Origin of the sequence: Paenibacillus sp. 7523-1, assembly GCF_002276415.1 — a bacterium.
Lineage (GTDB): Bacteria > Bacillota > Bacilli > Paenibacillales > Paenibacillaceae > Paenibacillus > Paenibacillus illinoisensis_A.
In genome coordinates this window covers 45,720-61,967 of sequence record NZ_NPBR01000016.1, presented here as the reverse complement: position 1 = coordinate 61,967, position 16,248 = coordinate 45,720, and the positions used below count along the sequence as shown (strand labels likewise).

Here is a 16,248-nt window from a genome sequence, read left to right as displayed (position 1 = left end):
CTGGGGATAAAGGCGAACGCTTCGCTTCTTCAGGTTTTTTCTGTCCTCTACGTTCACGTGTAGATATTTCGTTTCAAATGAAATGGCTCAACTTATATTAATGTCGGTATCTCACTCAGAATTTGTATCGTCCTTCGGCATCTCCCAGACGATTTCGGTGCGGAATCCGCCAAGTGGAGATGGGCCGAATTGAAGGTGGGACTGGCTGCCGAACAGATGCATGATTCGCTGGTTCGTATTCCAGAGGCCGCAGCCCATTTCCTCCTGTAGTGGCTCCTGCATTTTCAGGTTCAGCGCTTCGTACTGTTCCGAGCTTAAGCCGGGGCCGTCGTCGTCGATATAGATTTTGCCGAAACCATCCACGCTCTCGCCGGTAATGCGAATCTCCCCGGATGAATAGGACTTCGCCACACCGTGTATAACGGAATTCTCGACCATCGGCTGAAGCATTAATCGCGGTACAGACTGGGCAAGCATGTCCTCAGGGATATCGATATGATACTCAATTCGTCCATTGCGCAGCTTTTGAATATCCAGATAGTTGATGAGCAGCTTGATCTCGTCCCGAAGCGAGGACGTCTCCCGTTCCATGCGGGTGGTGTACCGATAATATGCACTCAGATTATGTGCCATGGAAACGACGGCCTGCTCGTCCTTCATTTGAGCCATGTTGATGATGTAGCCAAGACAGTTATATAGAAAATGGGGATTGATCTGCGCCTGCAGCTGCTTCAGGGTTGCTTCTTTGGCTCTGATTTTCTCATGGAATACATTCTCGATCAGGTCTTGAATCTGGTGAGACATATCATTGAATCGATGAAACAGGAATGAGAACTCATTCTGATCCTTGCTATGCAGTCGTACGGAATAGTCACCTCGCTGCACGCGTCGCAAGCCCTGGATCAACTTTTTGATCGGAGATTGAATGTTTCTGTACAGCAGAATCGAAGCGGATATGCCCACGACAAACAGCAGCGTCATAAAGAGATAGAACAAATTTCGGCTGAGCGAAATTGGCTGCAAGATCTGATATAGCGGGACCACGTCGACCAAATGCCAATCCAGATAGGATGATTTGACTGCGCTCACCAGATACTTTTTCCCATTCAGTTTCACAACGTCCTGTGTAGTATCCTCCAGGGAGTGTGTATCCAGATATTGAATAAGTTCCTCCGATAACTGACTGTCCGCACTACGATTCATAATGGGGGCATTGCCCTTGTGATAAAGGAAAGGATCTCCCTGCCCACCTGCCTTGTACGTATCGAGCATGTTCTGAATATTCTCATAACTGAAGCTGGCCTCAATGACGAGATTGCTGCCGGTCAACATCCCCGGTTGGGCTAAGGAATCGGTGTAAAACCAGTAAAAGGACTGCATACCCTCCTGCGATTCGGCCCCTTGATCCCCGTATGTCCATTGTCCGCTCATATTGCGTTTCAGATAGTCTTCGTCATACCCGGATGAGCGGTTGTAGTTGGCGATAACATCTTGATTCTGCTGTGAGTATACGGCATATCGGGTGTTCCATATATCCGTGACGCCGGATTGGAGCACCATTTTTTCCTGAATGGCATAGCGGGTCTGCATCTGATCATACCGATCATCCCATATGTTCAGACCGTTAAATGCGCGGACATTGGGATCTCTTGAAAGGATCAGACTGAAATCCATCATCTGATTAATGCGGGAATCGATCTGACTGGCCAGAAACGTGAGCTGTTTCGTATTCGAAATCTGCAGTTCTTTGCTGACCACGTTATAGGTGACGTTGTTCGAGTAGGTATACATGATAATAATGGGGATGAACAGCAACACGATCAAACAGTTGATTTTTGCAAACAGGCTGAAGCGGGAACGGGTCCTTTTTTCGAATAATATAAAGCGCTTCCATATATGCATAAAAAGTCTCCTTCGTATTGGTGTTCGTAAAGACTGGTATTCACCAGATTCCTAACAAAACCCTATCCGGCCTAACAATGTTATATAGTCAGAGCTCAGAATGGCCTGATACTATTTATAGCAGAGAACCCCATTAACACACAAAACTTTTTTTGGGAACAGGAGAAGGGCACTATGGAGGCTAAAATGGAGGGTCAACGGGTCCCACAGGCGAATGTGGGGAACAAGCTGGAACAGAAGAGAAAGAAACGCTACAAACAGCCGTGGGTACTGCACTTCATGGTGCTGCCGGCGGCCATTATGGTTTTTATTTTTTCGTATATTCCGATGTCGGGAGTTCTAATGGCATTTCAGGATTACAAGCCTGCGCTTGGGTTCGCGGGTTCGGAATGGGTGGGACTGAAGCATTTCAGGTATATGTGGGAAAATGATTACTTCCTGCAGATTACGTGGAACACGCTGTTCTTTGCCTGCTCCAAAATCATCATGAATCTGATCATACCGTTTGTCTTCGCGCTATTGCTTAATGAGGTACGGAAGATGGCGCTGAAAAGAACCATTCAGACACTCGTGTATCTGCCACACTTCTTGTCCTGGGTAACGCTGTCCGGTATCCTGATCGATATTCTGGCACAGACGGGTATTCTCAATCAGTTCCTTGTCTCGGTGTTCGGCATCAAGCCGATTTTCTTCCTGGGGGATGGCAACTGGTTCCGATTTACGATCATTGCGAGTGATGTTTGGAAAGAGTTTGGTTTCAACACGATTATCTTCCTTGCGGCATTGTCCGGCATTAATCCGTCACTGTACGAAGCAGCTGAAGTGGATGGGGCGGGACGATGGAAGCAGACGATCTATATCACCATCCCGGCGCTGATTCCTATCGGAATCGTAATCGCCACACTGGCACTGGGGAATGTGCTTAACGCCAACTTCGACCAAATCTTCAACTTATATAGTCCATTAATCTACCAGCAAGCGGATATCATCGATACGTTCGTGTATCGTGAAGGTCTGCTGAGTGGGCAGTTCAGTTTCGCTACTGCGGTGAATCTGTTCAAATCGGTCATCAGTCTGATTCTCATCGTGATCTCTTACCGACTGGCCTACCGATTCGCCGGATACCGAATTTTCTAGAAAGGATGATGACGAGCCATGTATCATAAAACGCTGCCCTATCGCATATTCAGCATCTTCAATAATGTGTTCCTGACCATCCTTTCGCTGCTCTGCCTGCTGCCTCTATATCACTTGCTGATGGTATCGCTCAGCGCGTCCGCACCTGCGAATGCCGGTCTGGTGACGTTCTGGCCGATTGGATTTACGCTTGAAGCATATGCCAAGACGTTCGATAACGCCAATTTCCTGTCCTCCCTGTGGGTGTCCGTGGAGCGGACGGTGCTGGGAACTGGGCTTGCGCTCATCGTGAATACGATTGCTGCCTATGCACTCTCCAAGGAGACACGTGTGTTCCGGGCACGTAACATCTATCTGTGGTATTTTGTTGTCACGATGCTGTTCAGCGGAGGTCTCATTCCGGGGTATATCCTCATTCTGAAGCTCGGGCTGATGAACACATTGTGGGCACTCATTCTGCCGGGACTCGTGGCGGTATTCAATATCATCCTGCTGCTGAATTTCTTCCGTACGGTGCCGAAGGATCTGGAGGAGGCTGCATTTATCGATGGAGCAGGACACTTTCAGTCGTTCATCAAAATCTATCTGCCTGTCTCCGTGCCTGTTATCGCCACCGTTTCTCTCTTCATGATGGTTGGTCATTGGAACGCATATTTTGACGGGATCATCTATATCCGTGATTCGGAAAAGCTGCCACTCGCGACATTCATGCAGACGATCATCGTGCAGGCCGACATGACGAAGCTTGATCCGGAAGCGATTGCGAACCTGTCACAGCGGACGATTCGGGCATCACAGATCTTTATTAGTGCGCTGCCGATCCTGCTTGTTTATCCATTCCTGCAACGGTACTTTGTAACGGGGATTGTGGTGGGGGCTGTGAAGGAGTAGCCGCGTGAAGCGGATGGAATAGGGTTGTGAAAAGGGAGTTGCTGAACTGGTCTCAGGCCAGGGAGGTGGCTCTTTTTTATGTGAAAAAGATGTAATTACCTTAATTTGAATTAAATGGTATTATGGGTGGGGTTCCGAGCGTTAGCATTTTGACCATGAGGGGGTGAGTAAGAAGTGAAGAAGATGATGGTAGTTACTCTTGCTTGTGTATTATTAAGCGGATCCATGGCTTTTACAGCTACAAGTGCAACAAAAAAGATCGACATCGTACTTAATGAAAAGGAAATAAAGACTCAAGCAGGTACTGAAGCCAAACTCATCGATAATCGTGTGTACATCCCGGCCACTGTCCTTCGAAGTGCCAGGTTTTCGGTAGAGTATAAAAACTCAACGCTTCATTTGGTGAATAGCTATTTTCACTACACGAAAAATTTAATGGAAATGCATGTTTTCAAACATGTATTTACAACTAGATTCAACAAGATCGACCAAGAAGTAGTTAATATATTGGGCAAAGTGATATTAGAAGAGCCAACAGACTTCTCAAGATTACATGAGCTCATTGAGGAAGCTGGATCGAATGCCGGAATTAGTCCGGATAACTTTACTCCTGTATTGGATTATAATTCTTTTGATTTTTCTCCTGCCAGGGAAAGTGTGGAAGCATACAAAAAAGCAGTGCATGAGTTAATAGCTTATGTCGATACTGGAGACAAGGAAAAGTTGAAGTCTTTCTATCAAGCAAGAAAACAGGCACTTGAGTATTACGAATCATATACAAATGTATATGATCTTATTTTTAAAGCGAGTTTTACTAGTGCAATAAAGTAGTGTATGGATATCTTGACCGGAAAATTTTGAGGTATGAAGAAGAGGGATGGACTCACCAGACATTGCGGGATATCTCGTGAATACGAGTAAGTTAAGCGAAGTCAGGAAAACTCACTAAATTTGAGGAGATCATAGAATGAAAAAATTAATATTATTCATCTTTGCGATTTTTCTATTTATCACTAGTGCCAATTCAATAAGTGCCGAAGCTCATCAAAAATCAATTGAGGTAAAGATTGACGAAGAGACCTTCCAGTTAGTAGAAGGAACTGATTATATCATCTCTGCAGGTCATATACTGGTTTCGCCAGTCTATATCGTTAGTGTGCTAGATTTCGCTGTGCCTGGTAAAGGGATATGGTGGGATAACAAAGCTAAAAGTGTAACTTTTGCATATGTAGACATAGATGATTACCCCAAGCCAAGGTTAACCTTCAAGGTGGGAGAAAGCCATTTTACCGAGTTCGACAAGCAAATTGAATTAAAGAGTAAAACCATAATGGTGGATGGAAGAGTTTATTTACCGCTAAGAGCCGTTAGTGAAGCATATGGAAAAGAGATCCATTGGGAATCCAATAACGGTCAGAGTGTGGTCCGAATAACTACGAAGAATTAGTAGTGAACGATACAAATTGCGAAAAATCGGTACAAACTCCGTTGCCCATACAGTCCCAGTGCTGTTATAATTCCGGTATATCTATTGCATTGGGGGTTATACCGTGGCAATATTGGCAGCGCCGGATTGCTCGTTCGCTAGAAAGGCCTTACGCAAAGCCTGTTAGGGGCGGACTTTGTGTAGGGCGCGACGAGAAGAACATCGATCGCCCTGAATGAAGCATAAACGTATGATCCCGCAGGCTTTGCACCTTATTTGTTTTACCAATAAAAATAAGGGGCTGAAAGCCATGCAAACACCATTTATCCACAATCATCAATTTAATTATATTCAAAAACAAGCTGATTTCCTGCTCAAAACGCTACGCTCGGTCGTGGATCGAAAAGTATTAGAAACTGTCCGTTACACAGTCGGGACGAATGCAGTCGGCATCTTCAAAGGACTCACTTCGGACCAGAAGCAACTGCTGGAGCAGTTATCCACTTATGACACAGCACATGAACTGCAGGCATATCTGAATCGGCTCGAAGCACATCTGATTCCATTCCCACAAGTGTCGGCGAAGCAGATTCAGAAGCTATTTTCGAAGGCGAAGAAACTCAAACTGCCCGATCTGGAAACGGTCGATTACGCACATACGACCTATTTGAGATGGACGGATATTGCTACCAATCGCCTGTTCATTGTGTACCCGTACGAAGAGAAGTTTCTCGGCATCGAGGGACGGATTACGGCTACGAACAAGAAGGGGTACTGCATGTTCTGTAATCGACATCAGGAGCTTGGATTCTTCAACGTGAAGACGAAGGGTCACTCGCCGGATAACTTTGCTTCCATTGGCCAGTACGTATGCATGGATAGCGCGGCTTGCAACAATAGCATTACCGACCTCACCATGCTGGAGAAGTTTCTTCTTTCGACAGTAAAATAATGCTTAGAACAGACAGGGTCGCTCTTCGGAGCGACCTTTTTGGGTTGATTATGCGTGTGCGTCTCATTTCGATTACCCGACTTGCGTATGGTTAGCGTATATCCTTGTCATGTTTCAGTCCCAATTGATACGCCTGGTTAAGCAGGTTCTCATAGTGCTCGGGCTTGGCATCCAACGTCTCGTACAGAAATTCAACACTGGAGTTAGAGACGCCGCAGTAATCTGCAATTCCCACGTTGAGCAGGTTCGTGATCGATTCATCGTAGTTTCGCTTCTTCATCTGATCTTCGGTCACGCCTGCAAGCGCGATCCACATGATCTTCTGATGGTGAAGCTTGTTCGAACCGTAGGCAAATCCGTTGTTCATGACACGATCCACATACCCTTTCAGCATGGCTGGCAGATGCCACCACCAGAGGGGAAACACAAAAGCCACAGCATCATGCTTCTTCAATCGCTCCATCTCCGTTTTAACCTCAGGGGAAAACATTTGATTCGGTTGGGTGTAATCAGGTTCATCCATGCCTCGCAGAATAGGATCGAAGCCAATCCCATGTAAATCCAATATCTCAACATTGTGACCAGCCTCAGTAAGACCTTGCACAAATCGATCGGCGGCCTGAAATGTAAGGGAATCCTTTCTTGGATGAGACACAACAACTAATACGTTCATGATTATATTTCACGACCTTTCTACAGCGCTTGTTTGGTAGCCACACTTCATGGCTGATGCTATTATAAACAGAGATGGATATATTCTGGAAGAACGCACTTTGAAGTTCTATAGGAAGATTGAAGTGCTATAGGAACATGAAAGTACCCTAAATTGTACCCTGAAATTGAGCCTTATTTTGGGCTGGAATAATAGACAAAAATGAAGGAAATAGCTATGTTTTTACCTTGGTTGTAGTATTTGGATATAGTCTGATGAAGGAGAGATATAAGTTGACAGAAGATCGTGAAGCTGGCGCTCCCAAAAAGTATAAAGTAGGTGTCGAGGCTGCCTTGGAAGTGATGGGCGGAAAATGGAAGCCTCTGATTATTTACCACTTGATGACAGGAAGGAAACGTTCATCCGAGCTTAGGAAGCTGATACCTGAAATTACGCAAAAGATGCTGACGACGCAGCTAAGAGGCTTGGAAAAAGACGAAATTGTGCAAAGAAAAGTCTATTCGGAGGTTCCCCCTAGAGTGGAATATGAGTTAACAGACTACGGTTGGGGATTGAAACCGGCTCTGGACCATTTGTGTTACTGGGGGGAAGAGCATCTGGATAAGGTGTACGGGGATAAGTCCAAAGTGTTGGAGGATTTTTGAATCTCCGGTGTGTTGAAGAGTTAAGTACAAGCCGGGGACAGGAAGGAGAATGAAGTAATGAAAACAATAGAAGAATTCCTAACAAGTGATTGGTACAAAAATGTTACGGCTGAACTTGTTCAGCTTAAACCGGATACCAAGTTTGTTGAACATGCCAGTTATGAAGCAGAGTTCTTAATGGATTCCTTTAGAGAACGGATGTATACACTGTATGGCTTCGGCATTTCGTCTCCAGCAGAGGAGGAATGCGTTCAGTGGATCACGGAGCAATTGGCCCAGGACAAGGAACATATCATGTCTTATGTTGTTGCTCGTCTAACATTCAGTGAGCAGCTGGACGATGACCCGGATGGGGAATTCCGTGAGGAGGAAGAGCTTGATGAGGGGGATAAATCTGAAGTAGTCGAGATTTTGGGTTTTACGAGATCAGTCATCGCTGACACCGTTATTGAATATGATCTAGTCAAAAATCATCCCCAACTGTTAACCGGATATTTCAAACGCACACGAATTCCAGGTGCAGCTAAATTCTCATCCCAAATTAAAAAAGTTTACGCTTCAATTAAAAACTAAATCCAGTTGCCGTCCTCTGTTAGTGAGAAGATATTTAATGACTCCAATGCGATATAAGCTATGTGTTAATTTGGATAATTTAAAGGAGGCCATACATAATGATAGATATTTCCCATCTAGCGCCGACAGAAACAATTAAGATCATCATAGGTGCTTCATCACAGAAATATCAAGGATGGATGCAGACACAAAAGGAAGAATTGGATTTGCTACGATTAGTAGACTGGGAAGATAGTTTTAAGGAACGAAGGATTGAAGCAATTTTATCAGAACATGTATGGGAGCATTTGACTTATGAGGAGGGAGTTCAAGCTGCGAAGATTTGTTATAAATATTTAAAAACGAACGGTTATATCCGTTGTGCAGTTCCTGATGGATATTTTCAGAATAAAGAGTATCAGAACATTGTCAAGATTGGAGGGCCTGGCCCCCTAGATCACCCGGCTGCAAGTCATAAGATAGTACATAATTATAACACGATAACTAATTTGTTCGAGGAGGCAGGCTTTGAAGTAGAGTTGTTAGAATATTGTGATGAAGATGGGAAGTTTTATTTTACAAATTGGAACCCTGAAAATGGATTTATCTACAGATCTAAGAGATTTGACCATCGGAATCAGAATGGGAATTTGGGATTTGTATCCTTAATTGTTGATGCTAAAAAAGTGGAGGGTGTCTGATGAAAGAGATGCTCTAAACTAGTTTTCTACTTCAGACGACGGCTCACTTCCAGCACAGGGATTTTGGTTAATAGGAGAAATTAGTAGCACGAAGAATTTGTAAGCGTGGTCACTACAATTTCTATGACAGAGAGGAAATAACCAGAGTGAACAATACGTGGACCATTTGCATATCAGGAGATTATGACTTGAATTTTCTTATGTTTGTGGCAAGTGCTCATGGACTGTTGACGGAAGAATTCGGAGAAGGAACGTGGCCTGGGAGTCAATATTCTAATGATGGACGAAGTAATGAAAAGTTCAAAGGGCAGTGGAATGAGCTATGGAAACAATGTGTCTATAATAAAGGACTGATTAAAAGTGGAGTCCAGAGAAGTTTGATTTTGGATCCTCCTGAGTTTTCAATGGTAGATAAGGATGTGAGGGCTGTTCTAATCCATATGTGGCCTTCTTTTATTAAATGGTGGAACATGCCTGCAGGCGGCCAAGCGGCGATGCACTACTGGGAAGGTGCGCCGAATCTTTTGTCTTTTGTACAGGAATTCGAAAGTCAGGTTGGAAGAAAAATCAAACCTTTTAAGTTAGATATTGATTTGGTGTATACAGGTTTAAGAGAACCCATTGAAGTGAATGAACAATTTATGATCATGCCAGTTAAAATTGATTATTTATTGAACAGGGATTGGTGGGTTAAGAGATTTGAAGAGCGTTATTAAGTGTTTATGAAGAAGCAGAAGCAGTCATACTAGACCAGCTACTGCGAATTGAATAAAGATCTAAACCCTCTCGGAAGGAGATAACTTAATGAGACGAGTTGACGTAGCCTATGCATTAATCCTGGATGATACCTCCTCCAAGATTCTAATGGTCAAGAATAAAGGCAATTCAAGTTGGTCGCTGCCTGGTGGAGCGGTGGAAAAGGAGGAAACGTTGGATCAAGCAGCCATCAGAGAAGCCAAAGAAGAAACAGGACTTGATGTAAAAGTCCAAGGGGTCATTGCCATCAATGAATGTATATTTGAGAAAAAGCAGGAACATGCCATCTTCTTCACGTTTAGATCTGAGGTTATTGGAGGAAGGTTAGAGCTTATCAGGCCTCATGAAATATCTGAAATTGCCTGGATGGATGTGGACAAGGCTGATGAGCTAATGCCCTATTATAAGGATGGCATACGGAGTCTAGTCCAAGGAACCGAAATTCCTCATTATGACCAAGGGAGAAAGTAATGCAGTTAAACTCTTCTAGAAAAGGAGTGATCCTATGATCGTTATGATTAATGGAGCGTTCGGTTCGGGCAAAACGTCGGCAGCAAAGATGCTCCAGCCCTTGATCAACAATAGTATGATATACGACCCTGAAGAAATAGGGTATATGATCAGAAAACTCATTCCGGAGGAATGCCGGGAAGAGAATGAGCGTACGGATGATTTTCAGGATATCGAACTATGGAGAGTTCTAACTGTGAAGACGGCTGTAGAAGTAAGGCGGAAATATAACAAACACCTAATCGTTCCCATGACTATTTATAAAGAAGAGAACTTTAACCACATCTATAACGGATTCAAAGCCATTGACGAAGAGTTATATCATTTTTCGCTAGTGGCTACTGAAGAAACGATATACAAGCGGTTAGCTAAACGCGGAGATGAATTTGGAGGCTGGCAGTATCAACAAGCGCCGAAGGTTGTGCATGCTCTGAAGGATGATAAGTTTGGAATACACCTGATAACGGATCATCTTGAGACTAGTGAGGTTGTAGATATCATATGGAGGAAGATAGACCAAGATCATAATCATACCTAGTTAACTGATAGATAAAAGTGAAGAATGGTGGTGTGAGTCTCCTTGCTCAACATACAGAAAACGGAGAATACAACATTCAATGAACTGAATGATTATGTTTTACGGGTTAAAAACGAGCTATCTGCTACAGCAGCTGCAACCTGCATTATTCATCATGACCGAATCGTGAATGAATGGTACTCAGGAGTACATACCGAATCCACAGGCAGTCGATTAGTAAATGAGGAATCTCAATTTCATGTGGCATCGGTTCGAAAGACATATTTAGGACTTGCCATTAGTCTTGCCTTATATGAAGGAAAGATTTGCAGCATAGATGATGATGTTGCCGACTATTTGGATGATGTGGATACAGTGGCAGTGGGAAACACAACGATAAGACATCTGCTAACACACACCCATGGTTTAGGTGATCTGCATCATCGATTGTTTTTGCCAGGGACGGACTGGAAATACAATAATGTTGGAGTCAATTTGCTCATTAAGATCATTCAAAAATTATATCATATGCCACTATCTCAACTACTTGAAGAACGTGTATTTACGCCCATGAGTTTTAGTCATACCGGTTGGAGAAAGGAACCGAATGAAAAGTTAGTTTGGCTCCTCAATGAACAATATAACGATAATCAAGGCGATGAAGCCAACTTATTTGTGAGTACCAAGGAATTGGCCTACTGGGGTTATTTGCATTTGAAGAGGGGCGCCATGCATGGGCAGCAAATACTGCCGAGAGAAGTTTTTGAGCAAGCGACGACAATCATTAGTCCTCCAGATCTCGAACACCAATTACCGAGAAACGGTTTCTTTTGGTTTGTGCAGGATGAGCCGCGTGCTATGACGGAACTCGGGAATGAGCTTCCATCCGGTTCTTTTCAATCCTTGGGCATCACCGGCTGTGCCTGCCTTGTCATACCGAAGTATAGAACGGTAGCGGTGAGAATGTACAATCAAACCGGGCCCAATCCAGCAGGATATGATTATCTAGAGGATATCAAAACATTTGGAAATCTGGTTAACAAATACGCCCGAGATCTATAATCCCTGAAAGTTGATCTACAGAATCATAGGAGCATATAGACAATGGCGAGAGGCGGACAGTCCTATAATGGAAAACGTATCAGAACGAATTCAATCGCAATCCATACAATCCATACAATCAACCATCCGGAAATCCGAAAATGCCTTGACGCAGATGACTCAGAAAGGGGCAAATACAACTTTAATAGAAAAGAGACTTAAGGCTCTTCGTATTGGTTTATCCATGCTTGAACATGTGTGGCAACACAAACCTCATCCATATACTCGGAGAGATCTGACTGAAGCTCGCAGTGTTCTTACGGGTTTAATGCCATCTATTGACAACTCACTTGCTAAGGCTAAGGAAGGCAGTCCTCAGAGAACTCTTCTAATAAGGAGAATACAAGCATTGGAACTGGCTGTTCAGGCGATGGATGATCTAATGAAGGAGGAACACCAGTGAACAGTTATTATGGAGAACTTTGTACGAAGATATATGAAAGCGACAAATCGTTAGCGGAAGGCAGAGAGCTTGATTTTTACCTTTCGTTTGTTGACAGAACAGATATGCGTGTGCTTGAACCCATGTGTGGAAATGGTAGAATGCTGATCCCTTTTATGCAGCGTGAAATACAAATAGAGGGATTCGATATATCCGAAGATATGCTTAAGGTATGTAAAGAAAAAGGTGAGCGATTAAATCTGAAGCCTCATGTATATTATCAAAAGATTGAAGATTTCGTAAGCTCCGACCAGTTCGATTTGATTATGATCCCATTTGGATCGTTCTCGCTGCTTCCCAGTGAATTAGTGAACCAAAGCCTGGCCAATCTGCAATCTGCGCTTAAGGCTGAAGGGAAACTTCTATTGACGATTATGTTAAAAGGGAACGACGTGGAAGAGATTCCAGAATGGAGAGAAACGGATCGGAAGGTTGTAAACCATGAATTAATTGTTTTATCCAAAAAAGTCCAGTATCGCAAAGAGCAATCCATGCTCGTAACGGAGCTGAAATATGAGTTAGTCAAAGACGACAAAATCCAAAAGACCGAGGTGATGAACTTCCCTCTTCGATTGTATGAAATGAAGGAGTTTGAAGATATCCTTAGGACAAATGGTTTTCAACATATTCATTTGCATGAAGTGAAGGATGGATATGGGGAAGGCACCTATTTTCATGTGTTTGAATGTTCCTTGTGATCTTGGTCAGGATCAACTTAATGGACATAAGCCCAAATGACCAATCTTATTAGTGATGAATGATAGTCCCAGTTCTATAACATGAAGGAGGTATTTCATTGTCCATTCCTAGTTTGCTCGTTCGTGAAGCTGTGAAAGAAGATGTACCATTTTTGATAGAATTGAATGATCAATTTAATGGAGTTCGCCGAAGCCGGGAAGAGGTAGAAACGGACCTTTTTAATGGAAGAGAAGTTATTGTAGTAGCTGTAATGGAAGAGCGAGTCGTTGGATTTGCAAGCGGACAGATCTATAAATCGTTTTGCTATGCAGAGCATCAGGCCGAGATCACTGAAATGTACATACAAGAATCTGCACGCAGGAATGGATTGGCCGGAATGATGATTGAACGACTGGAAGGGATTTTTAATCATTCAGGAGTGAAACACATCAAAATTTTGACAGGAAATAAGAATGCTAAGGCGATAAAAACATATGAAAAAGCAGGTTATGACCCGGAGGATGAATTCGTATTTGCTAAGGAATTGAAGTGAATTTTCAGAATTGTATTTAAATATTTCTAAAGGAAGGCGGGTTGAAAAGTGTTACGTTATCTTGATGTATGAACGGACTGGTTTTGTGGAAGAAACACATATTATGAGCAATATGAAGAGCAGGAATTGTTCAAAACGAGAAAGGAGATGGGATTCATCTATTCCTATAGGTCTTTAATAAATGACGATTTAAAAGATATAAGCTGTTTTCCTCAGTCAGATGAAGAATTGTTCTATGTTAGTCCACAATTTAAATATCCGCTAACACCAGATCAGATAGTGAAACTTCTTGAGAATCGATACGAACCTACCGTTATAGTTCATAAAGAGTCAGATCAAGTTATAGCCTATGCCAATTTGTATAATTATAAAGACGATGTGTGTTGGCTAGGCAACGTTATTGTATCCAAGCGTTTTAGAGGACAAGGTGCTTCTTCGTATTTATTAGAGACGATGGTAATGAAGGCTAAATCGATTTATAGAGTAAAGAATTTATTATTATCATGTCATAGCACAAATTCAAGAGGGCTCGCATTCTATCACAAGCATGGATTTAAACCCATTGATATGAGAATAACGAAATTAGAAGATGGAAAAAGGATAATAACTATACAGATGAAGCTAGAGATTTGAATGGACATATTCGCAACGTATTGTGGCACGTTGAAAATGATTGGGTGGATCTAAACAGCTACAATTTAGTCGTATTTAGAAGTTCAAGTTCTTGGTTGATGTATGTATAAAAATGGAATAAAATAAAGTTTGAACCACAAACGCCTAACCTAAGATTAAGAGAAGTCTCAGGTTGAGGTGTATTTTTGTTTACATGCGGGGAAACACAGAACAAAATACATACGGAGCTGGTATCGAGAAACTTAAAGGCAGACCCTAGATTGATGTTGATGGAGGGATTAATTTGTTTCCGTTTCAAGTGAATGAATCGATAGTAATCAATTTAATTCAACCGCAAGAAAGAGATGAATTGTACACATTAATTGATGAGAACAGAATGCATCTTCGAGAATGGTTGCTATGGGTGGATAAGCGACAATCCCCAGAAGACTTAGATCCAGTAATAGAGATGTGGAAACAAAATTATGAAGATCAGAACGGCTTTGATGCTGGCTTGTGGTTCGATGGTAAACTGGTTGGAATGATTGCATTACATTATATTGATTGGAAAAATAAAGTAACTAGTATTGGATATTTTTTAGCTGCGTCAGCGGAAGGTAAAGGGATTATCACAAAAAGCATCACAAGGCTACTTGATGTCTTATTCAATGAAATGAAATTAAACCGTGTAGTTATACAATGTGCAGAAACTAACCTTAAAAGCAGATCAATACCAGAACGGATTGGTTTCATCAATGAAGGGATTTCTAGAGAAGCACAATGGCTTCATGATCATTATGAAAATATTGTTACATATAGTATGTTATCGAGTGATTGAAATCGGTAAATGTCACTAATCGTGTAGGGATGGGACTGTTAGCTAAATTAACGTATAGGTGGTCAAAACATGAATCCAATTCTTAAGCCATATGTATTGAATGTGGAATTATCCAGTGATCTAAGTCAAAATATTCATTCTTTCTTCGAAGCGCATAATGATCCAGAAACCCTGAAACACACATTAGACGTTGCCGCAGAAGCAAAGCGAGTCGCCGAATTATTTGGAGCCGACCCTGAAAAGGCAGAACAAGCGGGGTTATTACATGATATTAGTAATGTGGTTCCAATTAGTGAAATGTTAAATCTGGCCAAGGCATTATCGATCGAAATCATGGATGAAGAATATAAATATGATAGAATCATTCACCAGAAGTTATCTAAAGCTATGGCAAAAGAAATATTCCATATCAACGATCCTGAAATACTAAGTGCAATCGAATGTCACACCACGTTTAAACCACAATCAAGTTTACTGGATAAAGTACTTTTCATTTCAGACAAGATATCTTGGAAATTACCAGGAGAGCATAGTTACCTGCAAGAGATACGAGATAAAGTAAATGAATCCAAACTCAATGATGGAATACTCATCTATCTGAACCAAGTATGGGAACAACGTTCCAAGCTTAAATTAGTACATCCCTGGCTTATAGCAGCGAGAGAAGAATTGATAGAAATGAATCGATAATGAAAGGAGAAGAATATGCCTCAATTTCCCGTGTTAGAGACAGCTCGGTTCGTATTAAGAGAGATTAAACAAGAAGATTCAAGAGATATATTTCAGTATTTTTCTTCGGATGAAGTGACGAAGTTTTATGATGTAGAGAGTTTTACGAGTGTTGAACAAGCGGGAGAACTCATTCATAGATGGAACGATCGGTTTAATCAAGAACAGGCCATTCGCTGGGGAATTACTTTGAAATCGGAAAACAAGGTGATTGGAACATGTGGATTTCATGGTTGGGCGAAAAATCATTACAAAGCTCACATAGGCTATGAATTAGCACCTGAGTATTGGGAACAAGGTTATATGACCGAGGCGATCCAACGGATCATTGAATTTGGATTTAGCTATCTTGCATTAAACCGAATTGAAGCCTATGTAGAGCCAAAGAATACGGGATCCAAAAAGTTGCTTGAGAACATTGGATTCAGAGAGGAAGGAATTTTAAAGGAACATTATTATTGGAAGAATCAGTTTGTGGATACGGTTATCTATGCTCTATTGAAAAAGGAGTTTCTACATCCTTGACTTCTTCCGTTGTATTCCTTGGAAAATCAGCATGAACGCCATTAAGAAAAATAAGATATTGACCGAGCGTATAGACTGATTTTCAGAAAAATCCTTGATTAGAAGATAA

21 protein-coding genes are annotated in these 16,248 nt (G+C 42.2%); 19 read left to right on the top strand and 2 right to left on the bottom strand.

All coding sequences use genetic code 11. From position 1 onward, the window contains the following. Nucleotides 1-111: 111 nt before the first annotated feature. On the bottom strand, nucleotides 112-1,902 hold the full coding sequence (locus tag CHH60_RS17960) for a cache domain-containing sensor histidine kinase (protein ID WP_095360437.1): 1,791 nt from the start codon (nucleotides 1,900-1,902) through the stop codon (nucleotides 112-114). A gap of 186 nt (nucleotides 1,903-2,088) precedes the next feature. Between CHH60_RS17960 and CHH60_RS17955 the strand changes: the two genes are divergently transcribed. The 5 genes from CHH60_RS17955 (at nucleotide 2,089) to CHH60_RS17935 (ending at nucleotide 6,308) form a co-directional block, all read left to right on the top strand. Continuing rightward, nucleotides 2,089-3,039, top strand: a complete 951-nt coding sequence (locus tag CHH60_RS17955; protein ID WP_095360536.1) for an ABC transporter permease — start codon at nucleotides 2,089-2,091, stop codon at nucleotides 3,037-3,039. 18 nt (nucleotides 3,040-3,057) lie between these two features. Next, the gene (locus CHH60_RS17950) at nucleotides 3,058-3,930 is read left to right on the top strand and encodes a carbohydrate ABC transporter permease (protein ID WP_095360436.1); all 873 of its coding nucleotides are present in this window, start codon (nucleotides 3,058-3,060) and stop codon (nucleotides 3,928-3,930) included. Nucleotides 3,931-4,104: 174 nt separating this feature from the next. Continuing rightward, nucleotides 4,105-4,761, top strand: coding sequence for a hypothetical protein (locus CHH60_RS17945; protein ID WP_095360435.1), 657 nt, complete (start codon nucleotides 4,105-4,107; stop codon nucleotides 4,759-4,761). A gap of 136 nt (nucleotides 4,762-4,897) precedes the next feature. After that, nucleotides 4,898-5,377, top strand: coding sequence for a stalk domain-containing protein (locus CHH60_RS17940; protein WP_095360434.1), 480 nt, complete (start codon nucleotides 4,898-4,900; stop codon nucleotides 5,375-5,377). A 289-nt stretch (nucleotides 5,378-5,666) separates the two neighbouring features. Beyond that, nucleotides 5,667-6,308, top strand: coding sequence for a FusB/FusC family EF-G-binding protein (locus CHH60_RS17935; RefSeq protein ID WP_095360535.1), 642 nt, complete (start codon nucleotides 5,667-5,669; stop codon nucleotides 6,306-6,308). 91 nt (nucleotides 6,309-6,399) lie between these two features. Here the strand turns inward: CHH60_RS17935 and CHH60_RS17930 are convergent, their stop codons facing one another. Then, nucleotides 6,400-6,981, bottom strand: a complete 582-nt coding sequence (locus CHH60_RS17930) for an NAD(P)H oxidoreductase (protein WP_095360433.1) — start codon at nucleotides 6,979-6,981, stop codon at nucleotides 6,400-6,402. Nucleotides 6,982-7,322: 341 nt separating this feature from the next. Between CHH60_RS17930 and CHH60_RS17925 the strand changes: the two genes are divergently transcribed. From CHH60_RS17925 to CHH60_RS17860, 14 genes are all read left to right on the top strand, one after another. Further along, nucleotides 7,323-7,625 carry a winged helix-turn-helix transcriptional regulator gene (locus CHH60_RS17925; protein WP_176476118.1) on the top strand — a complete coding sequence of 101 codons (303 nt, stop codon included), beginning with the start codon at nucleotides 7,323-7,325 and terminating at the stop codon, nucleotides 7,623-7,625. 57 nt (nucleotides 7,626-7,682) lie between these two features. Beyond that, on the top strand, nucleotides 7,683-8,198 hold the full coding sequence (locus tag CHH60_RS17920; protein WP_095360431.1) for a hypothetical protein: 516 nt from the start codon (nucleotides 7,683-7,685) through the stop codon (nucleotides 8,196-8,198). 98 nt (nucleotides 8,199-8,296) lie between these two features. Beyond that, on the top strand, nucleotides 8,297-8,878 hold the full coding sequence (locus CHH60_RS17915) for a class I SAM-dependent methyltransferase (RefSeq protein ID WP_441339402.1): 582 nt from the start codon (nucleotides 8,297-8,299) through the stop codon (nucleotides 8,876-8,878). Between the two features lie 188 nt (nucleotides 8,879-9,066). Then, the gene (locus CHH60_RS17910) at nucleotides 9,067-9,594 is read left to right on the top strand and encodes a hypothetical protein (RefSeq protein ID WP_095360430.1); all 528 of its coding nucleotides are present in this window, start codon (nucleotides 9,067-9,069) and stop codon (nucleotides 9,592-9,594) included. Nucleotides 9,595-9,682: 88 nt separating this feature from the next. Continuing rightward, nucleotides 9,683-10,105: an NUDIX hydrolase gene (locus tag CHH60_RS17905; RefSeq protein ID WP_095360429.1), complete on the top strand. Its 423-nt coding sequence runs from the start codon at nucleotides 9,683-9,685 to the stop codon at nucleotides 10,103-10,105. A gap of 34 nt (nucleotides 10,106-10,139) precedes the next feature. Next, nucleotides 10,140-10,682, top strand: a complete 543-nt coding sequence (locus CHH60_RS17900) for an AAA family ATPase (RefSeq protein ID WP_095360428.1) — start codon at nucleotides 10,140-10,142, stop codon at nucleotides 10,680-10,682. Nucleotides 10,683-10,724: 42 nt separating this feature from the next. Beyond that, a complete protein-coding gene (locus CHH60_RS17895) occupies nucleotides 10,725-11,723 on the top strand; it encodes a serine hydrolase domain-containing protein (protein WP_095360427.1) in 999 nt (332 codons plus the stop codon). A gap of 67 nt (nucleotides 11,724-11,790) precedes the next feature. Continuing rightward, nucleotides 11,791-12,165 carry a hypothetical protein gene (locus CHH60_RS17890; RefSeq protein WP_095360426.1) on the top strand — a complete coding sequence of 125 codons (375 nt, stop codon included), beginning with the start codon at nucleotides 11,791-11,793 and terminating at the stop codon, nucleotides 12,163-12,165. Then, the gene (locus tag CHH60_RS17885; RefSeq protein WP_095360425.1) at nucleotides 12,162-12,902 is read left to right on the top strand and encodes a class I SAM-dependent methyltransferase; all 741 of its coding nucleotides are present in this window, start codon (nucleotides 12,162-12,164) and stop codon (nucleotides 12,900-12,902) included. Before CHH60_RS17890 ends, CHH60_RS17885 begins: the two co-directional genes overlap by 4 nt. A 98-nt stretch (nucleotides 12,903-13,000) precedes the next feature. Beyond that, nucleotides 13,001-13,435, top strand: a complete 435-nt coding sequence (locus CHH60_RS17880) for a GNAT family N-acetyltransferase (protein WP_255247987.1) — start codon at nucleotides 13,001-13,003, stop codon at nucleotides 13,433-13,435. A gap of 147 nt (nucleotides 13,436-13,582) precedes the next feature. Then, on the top strand, nucleotides 13,583-14,068 hold the full coding sequence (locus tag CHH60_RS17875) for a GNAT family N-acetyltransferase (protein WP_255247986.1): 486 nt from the start codon (nucleotides 13,583-13,585) through the stop codon (nucleotides 14,066-14,068). A gap of 283 nt (nucleotides 14,069-14,351) precedes the next feature. Beyond that, complete coding sequence (locus CHH60_RS17870) at nucleotides 14,352-14,885, top strand: GNAT family N-acetyltransferase (protein ID WP_095360424.1); 534 nt, start codon at nucleotides 14,352-14,354, stop codon at nucleotides 14,883-14,885. A 69-nt stretch (nucleotides 14,886-14,954) separates the two neighbouring features. Continuing rightward, nucleotides 14,955-15,575 carry a bis(5'-nucleosyl)-tetraphosphatase (symmetrical) YqeK gene (gene yqeK / locus CHH60_RS17865; RefSeq protein WP_095360423.1) on the top strand — a complete coding sequence of 207 codons (621 nt, stop codon included), beginning with the start codon at nucleotides 14,955-14,957 and terminating at the stop codon, nucleotides 15,573-15,575. A 15-nt stretch (nucleotides 15,576-15,590) separates the two neighbouring features. Further along, nucleotides 15,591-16,139: a GNAT family N-acetyltransferase gene (locus CHH60_RS17860; protein WP_095360422.1), complete on the top strand. Its 549-nt coding sequence runs from the start codon at nucleotides 15,591-15,593 to the stop codon at nucleotides 16,137-16,139. Nucleotides 16,140-16,248: the final 109 nt, after the last annotated feature.